Annotated in this window: 9 protein-coding genes and 1 pseudogene; 9 read left to right on the top strand and 1 reads right to left on the bottom strand. The window is 73.6% G+C overall.

Annotated features, from left to right (window positions below):
- From OG989_RS17210 to OG989_RS17185, 6 genes are all read left to right on the top strand, one after another.
- Positions 1-1938, top strand: coding sequence for a fumarate reductase/succinate dehydrogenase flavoprotein subunit (locus OG989_RS17210; protein ID WP_327027577.1), 1938 nt, complete (start codon positions 1-3; stop codon positions 1936-1938).
- Complete coding sequence (locus OG989_RS17205) at positions 1935-2699, top strand: succinate dehydrogenase/fumarate reductase iron-sulfur subunit (protein WP_132235856.1); 765 nt, start codon at positions 1935-1937, stop codon at positions 2697-2699. The genes OG989_RS17210 and OG989_RS17205 overlap by 4 nt, the downstream gene beginning before the upstream one ends.
- A 761-nt stretch (positions 2700-3460) precedes the next feature.
- On the top strand, positions 3461-4645 hold the full coding sequence (locus OG989_RS17200) for a zinc-dependent alcohol dehydrogenase (RefSeq protein ID WP_327027576.1): 1185 nt from the start codon (positions 3461-3463) through the stop codon (positions 4643-4645).
- The gene (locus tag OG989_RS17195) at positions 4642-5586 is read left to right on the top strand and encodes an SDR family NAD(P)-dependent oxidoreductase (protein ID WP_151456732.1); all 945 of its coding nucleotides are present in this window, start codon (positions 4642-4644) and stop codon (positions 5584-5586) included. The genes OG989_RS17200 and OG989_RS17195 overlap by 4 nt, the downstream gene beginning before the upstream one ends.
- 86 nt (positions 5587-5672) lie before the next feature.
- Positions 5673-6674, top strand: coding sequence for a serine hydrolase (locus tag OG989_RS17190; protein WP_225852431.1), 1002 nt, complete (start codon positions 5673-5675; stop codon positions 6672-6674).
- A gap of 110 nt (positions 6675-6784) precedes the next feature.
- Positions 6785-7930, top strand: coding sequence for an MBL fold metallo-hydrolase (locus tag OG989_RS17185; protein ID WP_327027574.1), 1146 nt, complete (start codon positions 6785-6787; stop codon positions 7928-7930).
- Between the two features lie 30 nt (positions 7931-7960).
- On the opposite strand, the gene OG989_RS17180 is transcribed toward OG989_RS17185, so the two are convergent.
- Positions 7961-9472 (bottom strand): deoxyguanosinetriphosphate triphosphohydrolase family protein, encoded by a 1512-nt coding sequence (locus OG989_RS17180; RefSeq protein ID WP_327027573.1) that lies wholly within the window; start codon positions 9470-9472, stop codon positions 7961-7963.
- 148 nt (positions 9473-9620) lie between these two features.
- Here OG989_RS17180 and OG989_RS17175 point away from each other — a divergent pair, with 148 nt between their 5' ends.
- The 3 genes and pseudogenes from OG989_RS17175 to OG989_RS17165 all read left to right on the top strand — a co-directional run.
- On the top strand, positions 9621-12128 hold the full coding sequence (locus tag OG989_RS17175) for a Tex family protein (RefSeq protein WP_327027572.1): 2508 nt from the start codon (positions 9621-9623) through the stop codon (positions 12126-12128).
- A 615-nt stretch (positions 12129-12743) separates the two neighbouring features.
- Positions 12744-13178 carry a hypothetical protein gene (locus tag OG989_RS17170; protein ID WP_327027571.1) on the top strand — a complete coding sequence of 145 codons (435 nt, stop codon included), beginning with the start codon at positions 12744-12746 and terminating at the stop codon, positions 13176-13178.
- 69 nt (positions 13179-13247) lie between these two features.
- Positions 13248-14066: pseudogene (locus tag OG989_RS17165) on the top strand (transposase); the annotation flags it as partial.
- Between the last annotated feature and the right edge of the window lie 114 nt (positions 14067-14180).

The raw sequence follows: 14180 nt of genomic DNA, 5'->3' as shown, positions 1-14180 counted from the left end.
ATGGATCTCTACACCGAGGGCGACCCGATCGCCGACACCAAGGCTCCCGACGGCCCCATCGAGACCCGCTGGGAACGCCGCCGCTTCGAGGCCAAGCTGGTCAACCCGGCCAACCGCCGCAAGATGACCGTGATCGTGGTCGGCACCGGCCTGGCCGGCGGCTCGGCCGCCGCCACGCTGGGCGAGCAGGGCTACCGGGTCAAGACCTACTGCTACCAGGACAGCCCGCGCCGGGCGCACTCCATCGCCGCGCAGGGCGGCATCAACGCCGCCAAGAACTACCGCAACGACGGCGACTCGGTGCACCGCCTCTTCTACGACACCGTCAAGGGCGGCGACTTCCGCTCCCGGGAGTCCAACGTGCACCGGCTGGCCGAGGTCTCGGTCAACATCATCGACCAGTGCGTCGCCCAGGGCGTCCCGTTCGCCCGCGAGTACGGCGGCCTGCTGGACACCCGCTCCTTCGGCGGCGCGCAGGTGCAGCGCACCTTCTACGCCCGGGGCCAGACGGGCCAGCAGCTGCTGCTCGGCGCGTACCAGGCGCTGGAGCGGCAGATCGGCCTCGGCAACGTGGAGATGAACACCCGGCACGAGATGCTGGAGCTGATCGTCGTCGACGGCAAGGCCCGCGGCATCGTCGTCCGGGACATGGTCACCGGCGAGATCACCACCGAGTTCGCGGACGCCGTCGTGCTCGCCTCCGGCGGCTACGGCAACGTCTTCTACCTCTCCACCAATGCCAAGGGCTGCAACGTCACCGCCACCTGGCGGGCCCACCGCAAGGGCGCGTACTTCGCCAACCCCTGCTACACGCAGATCCACCCGACCTGCATCCCGGTCTCCGGCGACCACCAGTCGAAGCTGACCCTGATGAGCGAGTCGCTGCGCAACGACGGCCGGGTCTGGGTGCCCAAGACCAAGGGCGACACCCGCAGCCCGAGGGAGATCCCTGAGGACGAGCGGGACTACTACCTGGAGCGGATCTACCCCTCCTTCGGCAACCTGGTCCCCCGCGACATCGCGTCGCGCGCCGCGAAGAACGTCTGCGACGAGGGGCGCGGCGTCGGCCAGACGGGGCTCGGCGTCTACCTCGACTTCTCCGACGCGATCGACCGGCTCGGCCGCAAGGCCATCGAGGCCAAGTACGGCAACCTCTTCGAGATGTACGAGCGGATCACCGGCGAGGACCCGTACGAGGTGCCGATGCGGATCTACCCCGCCGTGCACTACACGATGGGCGGCCTCTGGGTCGACTACGACCTCCAGTCGTCCATCCCGGGCCTGTTCGTGATCGGCGAGGCGAACTTCTCCGACCACGGCGCGAACCGGCTCGGCGCCTCGGCGCTGATGCAGGGTCTGGCCGACGGCTACTTCGTGCTGCCGAACACCGTCGCCCACTACCTGGCGTCCGGCCCGTTCGAGAAGGTCGACGCCACGCACCCGGCGGCCGTGCAGGCCCGCGCCGACGTCGAGGACCGGATCCAGCGGCTGCTGGCCGTCGACGGCGACCGGACCGTGGACTCGTTCCACCGCGAGCTGGGCCAGATCATGTGGGAGCACTGCGGCATGGAGCGCAGTGAGGCCGGGCTGCGCAAGGCGATCGACGAGATCCGCGCCCTGCGCGAGCAGTTCTGGCAGCGGGTCCGGGTGCCGGGCACCGGCGAGGGGCTCAACCAGTCGCTGGAGAAGGCCGGCCGGGTGGCCGACTTCTTCGAGCTGGCGGAGCTGATGTGCATCGACGCGCTGCACCGCGAGGAGTCCTGCGGCGGTCACTTCCGGGCCGAGCACCAGACGCCCGACGGTGAGGCGGAGCGCGACGACGACCGCTTCGCGTACGTGGCGGCCTGGGAGTTCACCGCCACCGGCGAGCCCTCGGTGCTGCACAAGGAAGACCTGAACTTCGAATACGTCCACCCCACGCAGCGGAGCTACAAGTGAACCTGACCCTGCGCATCTGGCGCCAGTCCGGCCCCGAGGACAAGGGTCGGATGGTGACCTACAAGGTCGACGACGTCTCCCCGGACATGTCGTTCCTGGAGATGCTCGACGTCCTCAACGAGCGGCTGATCCTCGCCGGCGAGGAGCCGGTGGCGTTCGACCACGACTGCCGCGAGGGCATCTGCGGCATGTGCGGCCTGATGATCAACGGCGACGCGCACGGGCCGCAGCGCGGCACCACCGCCTGCCAGCTGCACATGCGGCAGTTCTCCGACGGCGAGACGATCGACATCGAGCCGTGGCGGGCCCGGGCCTTCCCGGTCATCAAGGACCTGGTGGTCAACCGGGGCGCCTTTGACAAGATCATCGCGGCCGGCGGCTACATCACCGCGCCGACCGGCAGCGCCCCCGAGGCGCACTCGACCCCGGTCGCCAAGGCCAACGCGGACGCTGCCTTCGAGGCGGCGGAGTGCATCGGCTGCGGCGCCTGCGTGGCGGCCTGCCCGAACGGCTCCGCCATGCTCTTCACCGCCGCGAAGGTCACCCAGCTCTCGCTCCTGCCGCAGGGCCAGCCGGAGCGCTACACCCGGGTGATCGGCATGGTCGACGCGCACGACGAGGCCGGCTTCGGCGGCTGCACCAACGCCGGTGAGTGCACCGTGGTCTGCCCGAAGGGCATCCCGCTGAACACCATCGGCCGGCTCAACCGCGACTTCCTGATGGCCACCTCGAAGCGGGGCGACAACACCCCCGGTTCCTGAGCCGCACACCTCACGCCGGCGAGGTCGGCACAGGGCCGCCGCGTCTTCCAACGCGGCGGCCCTCGCCGTAGCGCCCACCCGATCGCGGCGACCCTCGCCGTAGCACCTGCCGATCGCCGGCCCGCCGTCCCCCTCCCCACCGCGACGCCCGCGCCCCGATTTCGACTTCGACTTCGACTTCGACTTCGACTTCGACGGAGTTTGGTCTGCCCCGATACGGCCCACTGTCCCGCCCGGCCGGATCTCCCTGCTCGCGCCCTGTCGAGCTGAATCGTTTGCGACATCAGCTGAGTCGTCTGCGACATCAGCTCGACAGGCAGCCACCGGACCACCGGACCACCAGACCGCCGCACGCTGCACGCCGCACGCCGCACCACCAGACCACCGGACGCCGCACCATCGGACCGCCGGGCCACCGGACGCCAGGCCACCAAACGCCGGGCCACCGGACACCGGGCCACCGGACACCGGGCCACCAAACGCCGGGCCACCGGACACCGGGCCGGAGCCGCTTCGGGGACGACGCCCGACCATGCGCATCCGGCTTCGACCATCCCCGCGGCGGCTGCGGGCCGTCACCCACGCGATCCCGGCCCTCGATGCCGCCCGAACCACCCGCCCCCGGCCCGGCTGTCGCGACCCGCCCCTGGCCCCGCCATCGCGACCCGCCCGCCATCGGCCACCTCGGCGCTCCGTGCCGGTTCAAGTCGTCGGGGGCGGGTAGCAACCCCGGGGACGGCACGAGGAGGGGACGACGGGACATGAAGGCACTGACCTGGCAGGGCAAGCGGGACGTACGGGTGGAGGAGGTGCCCGATCCGCGGATCGAGGAGCCGACCGACGCCGTCGTCCGGATCACCTCGACCGCGATCTGCGGCTCCGACCTGCACCTGTACGAGGTGCTCGGGCCGTACCTGAAGCCCGGCGACGTCCTCGGTCACGAGCCGATGGGCATCGTCGAGGAGGTGGGCGCGGGGGTGACCCGGCTCAAGCCGGGCGACCGGGTGGTGGTGCCGTTCAACATCTCCTGCGGCTCCTGCTGGATGTGCGACCGGCAGCTGTACGCGCAGTGCGAGACCACCCAGGTGACGGCCGAGGGCAAGGGCGCCGCGCTGTTCGGCTACACGTCGCTCTACGGCTCGGTGCCCGGTGGGCAGGCGGAGTACCTGCGGGTGCCGCACGCCCAGTTCGGCCCGATCAAGGTGCCCGACACCGGGCCCGACGAGCGCTGGCTCTACCTGTCCGACATCCTGCCGACCGCCTGGCAGGCGGTGAAGTACGCCGACACCCCACGCGGCGGTACCCTCGCCGTCTTCGGGCTCGGGCCGGTCGGTCAGCTCTGCGCCCGCATCGGCCGGCACCTCGGCGCGGACCGGGTCATCGGGCTGGACCTGGTGCCGGAGCGGTTGGCGATGGCCCGCCGGCACGGCATCGAGGTGCTCGACGTCAGCCAACTGGACGACGTGCCCAGCGCGCTGATCGACCTCGTCGACGGGCGCGGCCCCGACGCCGTCATCGACGCGGTGGGCATGGAGGCCCACGGCGCGCCCCTCGGCAAGCTCGCCCAGGCCGCCACCGGGCTGCTGCCGGACAAGCTCGCGCAGACCATGACCGACAAGGCGGGCGTCGACCGGCTCGTCGTGCTCAAGGCCGCGCTCAAGGCCGTCCGCCGCGGCGGCACGGTCTCCATCTCCGGCGTCTACGGCGGCGAGGTCGACCCGATGCCCCTGATGGAGATGTTCGACCGGGGCGTCCAGCTGCGGATGGGGCAGTGCCACGTGCGCCGGTGGACCGACGAGATCATCCCGCTGCTCTCCGGCGACGACGACCCGCTGGGCGTGATGGACCTGCGTACCCACCGGGTGCCACTGGCGGAGGCGCCGCAGGCGTACGAGATGTTCCAGAAGAAGGAGGACGGCTGCGTCAAGGTCGTGCTGGCACCGTGACCCGGACGGTGGTCGTGACGGGCGCGACCAGCGGGATCGGCCGGGCGGCGGCCCGGGCCTTCGCGGCACGCGGGGACCGTCTCGTGCTCGCCGCCCGCTCCCCCGTCACCCTCGCCGCGGTGCGCGACGAGTGCCGGGCGGCGGGCGCGCAGGTGCTCCAGGTGCCTACCGACATCACCGCCGACGGCGCGCTGACGGCGCTCGCCGACGCGGCCCTCGACCGGTTCGGCGGCATCGACGTCTGGGTGCACACGGCGGCGGTGATGGCGTACGGCCGGTTCGAGGAGACCCCGGAGCGGGTCTTCGAGCAGGTGGTGCGCACCGACCTGCTCGCCGCCGCCGCGGTGGCCCGGGTGGCGCTGCGCCGCTTCTCGGCGGACGGCGGGGGAACACTGATCCTCACCGGGTCGGTGCTGGGCCACATCACCGCGCCCTACATGAGCGGCTACGTGGCGAGCAAGTGGGGGTTGCAGGGGCTGACCCGTACCCTGCAGCAGGAGGCCCGGGAGACCCCGGGGGTGCACGTCTGCATCGTCAACCCGGGCAGTGTGGACACCCCGGTCTACCAGCGGGCCGCGAACCACCTCGGCCGGGCCGGCCGGCCCCCGCCGCCCGTCACCACCCCGGAGCGGGTGGCGCGGGCCATCGTGGACTGCGCCGACCGGCCCCGCCGGGAGGTGTCGGTGGGCCGGGTCAACCTGGTCATGCGGATCGGCTTCACCATGCTGCCGGGCGTCTACGACGCCCTCGTCGGGCCGTTGATGCGACTGCTCGGGCTGACCGACCGGCCGGTCGCACCGCACGACGGCACGGTGTTCGCGCCGGACCCGGCCGCCGCGTCGGTGCGCGGCGGCTGGCTGCCCGACCTCCAGCGGGTGGCGCGGGCCATCGGGGAACTGCCCGGCCCGGTCGTGGCGGCCGTCCGGCGCCGGCTGCCGTGAGCGCCGCGCGGGATCACCGGCGTCGATCGTCTCGCCTAGGGTGGTGGGCCGGCCCACCACGACGGGAGAGACGATTGACTATCCGGGTGAACCGCAGGACCGCGCTGGGACTGGGCACGGTGGCCACGGCGGGAACGGTGCTCGGCGCCGCCGCGCCGGCGTCCGCCGCCCCCGAGGTCGCCGAACCGGCGCCGGCGACGCCCGGGCAGGCCGCCCGCCGGGTGGCCGCGATCTACGAACGGCAGACGGTGGCAGCGGGCGGCAACTGGCAGGCGTACGTCAGCGTCGCCGACCCGGCTGGTGCCCCGGTGGTGGCCGTGTCCGACGAGCCGGACCGGCGCATCGAGGCGTACAGCGTCAACAAGATCGCGGTCGCCGTGGCGGTGCTCGACAAGGTCGACCGGGGACTGCTGACGCTCGACCAGCGGGTCGAGGTGACCGAGGCGATCGTGGTGCCCGGCGGGGACGGCATGTTCAGCCTCGACGGGGCGTACCCGAGCTTCGTGACCCTCGGGCACGTGCTGGCCAACCTGCTGACCGTCTCCGACGACACGGCGGTACGGCTGTGCGGCCTGGTCTGCCCGGCCGCCGAGCTCAACGGGATCCTGCGCGACAAGGGCTTCCCGAACACGCAGGTGCAGCCCGTCGCCAACCCCAACCGGTTCTTCCTCGGCACCAGCACCCCCCGGGAGACCCACGACCTGCTGCGCGCGCTGGTGGCCGGCACGCTGCTCTCGCCGGCCGGCACGGCGCTCGTGCTGCGGCTGCTGCGCGCCCCCGTCGCGTACACCGACGGGATCCGGCGGGTGATGTCCTCGACCGAGCGGGCCCGCGTCGCCACGAAGGCCGGCTGGTTCGCCGACGCCCGGCACGAGGCCGGGGTGATCTTCGACACGGCCGGTGCGCCCGTGCTGACGTACGCCCTCTTCGCCGACGGGCAGGCCGAGCCGGCCGACTACGGCGCCACGCATCCCGCCGTCGAGGCCCGCGCCCGGATGGGCCGGCGCTTCCTGGCCTCGGTGGACCGCCTCACCGGCACCGGCCTCACCCACCGGCCGACCGCCCAGCGGCCCAGCAACGGCGGCTGAGCCGCCCCGCGACGTGCGGGGTCCGCCGTCCCGGCGGGCCCCGCCGACCTTCCGCCGGTCCCCTGGTGGCCGGGCTACCGTGTACGACGGGACACGGCGGAGGGACGACGATGGGCGCAGCACCGGAACGCGCGGGACCCGACCGGGCACTCGGGCGGCGGCTACGCGGAGCGGCCGGGCTGGCCGCGCTCGCCGGGCTCGCGTGGGTGGCCCGGGACGTGCCGGCGGCGCTCGGCGGCCGGCTCACCGGCGCCCGCGCGGAGCGGGCCGCCCGCTCGCCCCGGTTCCACGACGGCGCCTTCCGCAACCCGGGCGGCTCCCGTTCGATGGCCGGCACCCCCGACCGCAACCTGATCCGCGAGCTGATCTTCGGCAAGCAGAAGCGCCGGCCGGGCGCCGCCGTGCCGCTGTCGCGCCCGGGCGCCGCCCCGGCCACCGACGCCGGGCGTGAGCTGAACATCGTCTGGTACGGCCACGCCTCCGCGCTGATCGAGATCGAGGGCCGCCGGGTGCTGGTCGACCCGGTGTGGAGCGACCGGTGCTCCCCGTCGGCCCTGGTCGGCCCGCGCCGCCTGCACGAGCCGCCGGTACGCCTCGACGAACTGCCCCCGGTGGACGCGATCCTGATCTCGCACGACCACTACGACCACCTCGACATGGCGACCGTCCAGGCGCTGACCGCCCTGCAGTCGGCGCCGTTCCTGGTGCCCCTGGGCGTGGGCGCGCACCTGGACCGCTGGGGCGTACCGGCCGGGCGGATCGTCGAGCTGGACTGGGAGGAGAGCCACCGGGTGGCGGGGCTGGAGATCACGGCCACCGCCGCGCAGCACTTCTCCGGCCGGGGGCTGCGCCGCGACGGGACGCTCTGGAGCTCCTGGGTGGTCGCCGGCGCGCACCGGAAGGTCTTCTACACCGGCGACTCCGGCTACTTCGACGGCTACGCCGAGATCGGCGAGCGGCACGGGCCGTTCGACGTCACGCTGGTGCAGATCGGGGCGTACGACCGGGCCTGGCCGAGCATCCACATGTTCCCCGAGGAGGCCGTCGCCGCCCACCTCGACCTGCGCGGCGGGCTGCTCGTACCGGTGCACTGGGCGACGTTCAACCTCGCCCTGCACGACTGGTCCGAGCCGGTGGACCGGATCTGGGCCGAGGCTAAGGCCCGGGACGTACGGCTGGCCGTGCCCCGCCCCGGGGAGCGGGTGGTGGTGGACGACCCGCCGGCCGTCGACGGCTGGTGGCAGGCCGTCGCCTGAGCGCCGTGGGGCGTGCCGCGGCGCCGCCCCTCAGAGGACGAAGGCGTCGGTCCAGAGCGCCCCGGAGCGGCCCGACAGGGCGTCCAGCATGGCGACCGCCTGACCGTCGGTGAGCTGGGCGACGAAGTCGACGATCGCCCGCCCGCGGGCCTTGCCGATCCGGTCCGGCGTACGCGGGTGCAGCTCCGCCTCGGCCAGCTCCACGAGGTCGTGCAGGCGGCGCGGCAGCCGGGACTCCTCCTCGGGGTCGAGCAGCCACTCCAGCAGCGCCTCCACCAGGGTGCCCAGCAGCCGGGCCTGCCCGCGCTGGTGCAGGGCCAGGTCCGGCCGGGCCAGCACGAACCGGTGGTGGACGAACTTGAGCACCTGCACCTCGTGCCACTGCGCGGGGGCGAGCAGCACGTGACCGGAGCGGACCGCCGGCTGCTCGACCACGGTGATCGCGTCGACGAAGCGGGTCGTCCACCGGGCGGAGAACCGGGCCACGTACTGCTCCGCCTCGATGGAGCCGTCGAAGGGCATCGCGAGCAGCCCCTCCACCAACTCCTCGCGGACGTGCTCGACGGCGGCGGCGAACGCGTCGTCGTCGGCGATCCAGGCGTCCTTGCGGTGCAGTTGCCGGCGCAGCCGCTCGATCGCCGAGCCGGGCCGGCGGGCGGCGGCGGCCAGGGCCGCGTCGGTGATGGCCCGGAAGTGCCCGCTCTCGCGCTGCCAGGCCATCAGCTCGGCGGCCACCGCGCCCTGCTGGAGCACCCCGACCCGGTAGAAGTCCTCCACGTCGTGGATCGCGTACGCGACGTCGTCGGCGGTGTCCATGATCGACGCCTCGGGGGTCTGCTGCCAGTCCGGGATGCGCCCCACGAACGGCTCCCGGGCCTGCCGCAGGTCGCCGAGCTCGGTCCGGTACGCCCCGAACTTCGACGAGCCGCTGTCCGGGTCGTCCGGCGGCGGGGTGGCGCCGCGCGGCGGCGGGTCCAGCAGCCGGGGGTGCGGGTCGGGGTGGTCCAGCCGCGTCCACGGGTACTTCAGCAGCGCCGCCCGCACCGCCGCCGTGAGGTCCAGGCCGGTGGTCGCCGCGCCGCGGATCTCGGTGCTGGTGACGATCCGGTACGACTGGGCGTTGCCCTCGAACCCGTCGGTCAGCCCGAGCCGCTGGCGGGCCAGCCGGTCCAGCACCCGCTCCCCCAGGTGCCCGAACGGCGGGTGGCCGAGGTCGTGCGCGAGCGCGGCGGCCTCCACCACGTCCGGGTCGCAGCCGCCCAGCTTCTCCAGCAGGTCGCGGTGCGCCTCGTCGGCGGTGAGCCGCTCGGCGATGGCGCGCGCCACCTGCGCCACCTTGAGGCTGTGGGTCAGCCGGTTGTGCACGAGCAGGCCGGAGCCGCCGGGGCTGACCACCTGGGTCACGCCGTTGAGCCGGGCGAAGAACGGCGAGGCGACGATGCGGTCGCGGTCGGCCCGGAACGGGCTGGCGGCGAGGTCGCCGAGCGCCCGGGCGCTGCCGCCGAAGAGCCGCCGGGCGCGCGGGTCCACGGGCTGTTCCATGATCGCCACGCTAGCGCAGCGGGCGGCGTCGCGGGCGAGGCGGTGCAAGGAAGGGGTGGGGCGGCTCGCCGGGCCGGGGGCGGCGACGGCCGTCGGTGCGGGCCGGCACAATGCAGGGCGGAACCCACACCGAAGGCGGATCGAGATCGTGACCCTCTCTGTTCATCAGCGGATCGCCGAGGAAATCGGCGTCGCCGAGCGTCAGGTACGGGCGGCCGTGGAGCTGCTCGACGGCGGTGCGACCGTGCCGTTCATCGCCCGCTACCGCAAGGAGGCCACCGGCCTGCTCGACGACACCCAGCTGCGCACCCTGGAGGAGCGGCTGCGCTACCTGCGCGAGCTGGACGAGCGGCGCGCGGCGGTGCTGGAGTCGATCCGTGGTCAGGGCAAGCTCGACGAGGCCCTGGAAGCGCAGATCATGGCGGCCGACTCGAAGTCCCGCCTGGAGGACATCTACCTGCCGTACAAGCCCAAGCGCCGCACGCGGGCGCAGATCGCCCGCGAGGCCGGGCTGGAGCCGCTCGCCGAGTCGCTGCTGGCCGACCCGGGCCAGGACCCACGCCAGACCGCCGCCGGCTTCGTGGACGCGGAGAAGGGCGTGGCCGATGCCGCCGCCGCCCTGGAGGGCGCCCGCGCGATCCTCATCGAGCGTTTCGCCGAGGACGCCGACCTGATCGGCACGCTGCGCGAGCAGATGTGGTCGCGGGGCCGGCTGGCCTCCCGGGTACGCGACGGGCAGGAGTCGGCCGGCGCGAAGTTCGCCGACTACTTCGACTTCGCCGAGCCGTACCCGAAGCTGCCCTCGCACCGGATCCTGGCCATGTTCCGGGGCGAGAAGGAGGGCGTGCTCGACCTGACCATGGAGTCCGAGGAGGCCGGCGAGGCCGACGCGGTGGTCACCGGGCCGAGCCGCTACGAGGCGGCGATCGCCGGGCGGTTCGGCATCACCGACAAGGGCCGGCCGGCGGACCGGTGGCTGGCCGACACGGTGCGCTGGGCCTGGCGTACGCGGATCCTCATCCACCTCGGGGCGGACCTGCGGATGCGCCTGTGGCAGGCGGCCGAGGAGGAGGCGGTGCGGGTCTTCGCGACCAACCTGCGGGACCTGCTGCTCGCCGCGCCGGCCGGCACCCGGCCCACGATGGGGCTGGACCCGGGCCTGCGCACCGGCGTGAAGGTCGCCGTCGTGGACGCGACCGGCAAGGTGGTGGCCACCGACACGATCTACCCGCACGAGCCGCGCCGGCAGTGGGACGCCTCGATCGAGACCCTCGCCCGGCTGGCCGGGGCGCACGGCGTCGAGCTGGTCGCCATCGGCAACGGCACCGCCAGCCGGGAGACCGACAAGCTCGCCGGCGAGCTGATCAAGCGGTACCCGCAGCTCAACCTCACCAAGGTGGTGGTCTCCGAGGCCGGCGCGTCGGTCTACTCCGCCTCCGCGTACGCCTCGCAGGAGCTGCCCGGGCTGGACGTCTCGCTGCGCGGCGCGGTCTCCATCGCCCGCCGCCTGCAGGATCCGCTCGCCGAGCTGGTCAAGATCGACCCGCGCTCGATCGGGGTCGGCCAGTACCAGCACGACCTGTCGGAGGTGAAGCTCTCCCGGTCGCTGGACGCGGTGGTCGAGGACTGCGTCAACGCGGTCGGCGTCGACGTCAACACCGCCTCCGCGCCGCTGCTGACCCGGGTCTCGGGCATCGGCGCCGGGCTGGCGGAGAACATCGTGCTGCACCGCGACGCGAACGGTCCGTTCCGCACCCGGTCGGAGCTGAAGAAGGTCGCCCGGCTCGGCCCGAAGGCCTTCGAGCAGTGTGCCGGCTTCCTGCGCATCCCCGGCGGCGACGACCCGCTGGACTCCTCCAGCGTGCACCCCGAGGCGTACCCGGTGGTCCGCCGGATCCTGTCCACCACGGGCCAGGACCTGCGGTCGCTGATCGGCCGGAGCGCCATCCTGCGAGGGCTGCGGGCCACCGACTTCGTCGACGACACCTTCGGCCTGCCCACCGTCACCGACATCCTCGCCGAGTTGGAGAAGCCGGGCCGCGACCCGCGGCCGGAGTTCCGCACCGCCACCTTCGTCGAGGGGGTGGAGAAGATCAGCGACCTGGTGCCCGGCATGGTGCTGGAGGGCGTGGTGACCAACGTGGCCGCGTTCGGCGCGTTCGTGGACGTCGGCGTGCACCAGGACGGGCTGGTGCACGTCTCGGCCATGTCCCGGACGTTCGTGAAGGACCCGCGCGAGGTGGTCAAGTCGGGCGACGTCGTACGGGTCAAGGTGCTCGACGTCGACGTGCCCCGCAAGCGGATCTCGCTCACCCTCCGGTTGGAGGACCACGCGGAGGCGGGCGCCGGGCGCGGCGGCCCGGACGGCGGGCGCCGCGAACGTGGCGGGCAGGGCGGACCGCGCGGCGACCGGGGCGCCTCGCGGGGCGGCCAGGGCGGCCAGCCCGGCCAGGGCGGTGACCGGGGCGCCCAGGGCGGCGGACGCGGCGGTCAGGGCGGCGGCGGTCAGGGCAGCGGCGGGCGAGGCGGTCAGGGCGGTCAGTCCGGGCAGGGCGGCGGGCGCGGCGGGGCGCAACGGCAGGGCCGTGGCGCAGCGGGACCGGCGCCGGCCAACGACGCCATGGCGGACGCACTGCGCCGGGCCGGACTGGCCTGACACGGACTGGCCTGGGCCGGAGTGGCCTGGGCCGGACTGGCCTGGGCCGGAGTGGGCCGGAATGGCCTGACACGGCCCAAGCGGCCCGGAGCGACGCGGCACGCAGGGCCCTGGAGACCGGCCAGGTTCCAGGCCATCTGGCCGGACTCCAGGGCGGCGCGGGACGCACGCACGACGCTGTCGAGCTGATGTCGTAGACGATTCAACGACGGTTCAGGCAACCGCCTGATGCCGCAAACGACTCAGCTCGACAGCGTCACGCAGACCTCTCACCCACGGACCTCCCACGACCGCCAGCGCCCGATGTCGCAAACGACTCAGCTCGACAGCGTCGTGCGGACCTCACGCCCGGACCTGCTCACGACCGTCAGCGCCCGGTGGTGCGCGCCTGTCGACCGACCGGACCGCCGATAGGGCGCGCTGGTGCTTCCCGGAGCGCGCCACCCTACCGGCCGGACCGGGGCGAGGCGCGCGCCGGTGCGTCCCCGAGATGCGCCACCGCCAGACCGGACCGGCGGTGGGCACGCCGGAGTGTCCGGCGACAGACCAGGTCAGCGGCGTGGATCTCGCGGTGGTGCTTTCCGGTGGCGGGCGGCGGGGCGTACCGTCGCGGTCGTGGATCGGGGCGACGGCCTGGAGTGGCGGGAACGGCAGCGGGAGGCGGTGCGGGCGCACGCGGCCGCCGACGAGCGCCGGCGGGCGGCCGAGCACGCCGAGGCGGCGGAGCTGGTCGGTTGGTTCGTCGCCGAGGCGACCCGGCGCGGCCTGCCCACCGAACGGCTCACGGCCCGGGGCCTCGACGGGCGCGGCAGCTACCGGACGGGGCTGCGCGGCTGGTACGTCGACCGGGCCCGTACCAGGGCCGTCGACGTCGACGGGCGGTTCCACCTGCTGACCGTGGCCGGCGGCCCGCGCGCCCTGCTGTTCGGGGCCGAGCCCCAGCCGAGTCCACCACCGCTCGTGGTCGGCGCGGGTGGTCGCGACGGCGAGTCGATCCCCCTGCGCACGCTACTCGTCCGCCGGCTCGAAGGCGGCGACGCGACGCCCTGAGCGCAGGCAGGCGGATGCGCCGAACACCGGCGTCGGCCCACCTGCCGCCCCACCAGGACCGCGACGTGGGTCACGGTCGCCGAGGTGGATCGTCCGGACCGCAGGACTCGCCGGAACAAAGGCAAGTCCGACCCGATCGACGCCATCGCCGCCGCCAGGGCCACCCTCGCCGGCACCGCCAAGGGCACGCCCAAGACCCGCACCGGCCCGGTCGAAGCCATCCGCGCTCTACGAGTAGCCCGACAAGGGGCAGTCAAGGCCCGCACGGCGGCCATCAACCAGATGCGCGGCCTGGTCGCCGCCGCCCCCGAAGGCCTACGGGCGCAGTTGACGAAGACCAGCGCCGCCGTCCTGGTTAACCGCTGCGCCGCACTTAATACCGACCCGACCCAGCTCCACGACCCGAAACACGCCACCGCCGCCGCGCTGGCCGGCCTCGCCCGACGGATCACCGCGCTCACCGAGGAAATCACCACGCTCGACCGGCAGCTGGCACCGCTGGTCCGCCAAGCCGCACCACGCACCAGCGCCCTGTTCGGCATCGGCACCGACGTCGCCGCCCAACTACTCACCACCGCCGGCGACAACCCCGACAGGCTGCGCTCCGAAGCAGCCCTCGCCCACCTCTGCGGCGCCGCACCCATCCCCGCCAGCTCCGGACGAGTGCGCCGCCACCGCCTCCACCGAGGAGGCGACCGCGACGCCAACCACGCCCTACACACCATCGCCCTCTGCCGCCTGCGCTACGACCCACGCACCCGCGCCTACCAGCAACGACGCACCACCGAAGGCCTCAGCAAGCAAGAAATCCTCCGCTGCCTCAAGCGCTACATCGTCCGCGACATCTACACCGCCCTACGCGCAGACTTCGCCGCCCTCACCCCTTGACCTCCATAGGAGCATCGGGATGCCGACAGCACGGCGGGCTGCGGGCGCCCGATTAGACGTATAGAATCCTATCTTTGCCGGCTCGATGGAGCAAGTCCGATTCCCCTAGTATGG

It is taken from the genome of Micromonospora sp. NBC_01740 (assembly GCF_035920365.1).
Lineage (GTDB): Bacteria > Actinomycetota > Actinomycetes > Mycobacteriales > Micromonosporaceae > Micromonospora > Micromonospora reichwaldensis.
Note: the sequence above shows the minus strand (reverse complement) of the source record. Positions and strands in the feature narration are given on the sequence as shown.

Excerpts from the sequence above, each read along its gene's own strand:
- OG989_RS17200 (WP_327027576.1), top strand. The coding sequence starts at position 3,461 with ATGAAGGCACTGACCTGGCAGGGCAAGCGGGACGTACGGGTGGAGGAG.
- OG989_RS17185 (WP_327027574.1), top strand. The coding sequence starts at position 6,785 with ATGGGCGCAGCACCGGAACGCGCGGGACCCGACCGGGCACTCGGGCGG.
- OG989_RS17210 (WP_327027577.1), top strand. The coding sequence starts at position 1 with ATGGATCTCTACACCGAGGGCGACCCGATCGCCGACACCAAGGCTCCC.
- OG989_RS17180 (WP_327027573.1), bottom strand. The coding sequence starts at position 9,472 with ATGGAACAGCCCGTGGACCCGCGCGCCCGGCGGCTCTTCGGCGGCAGC.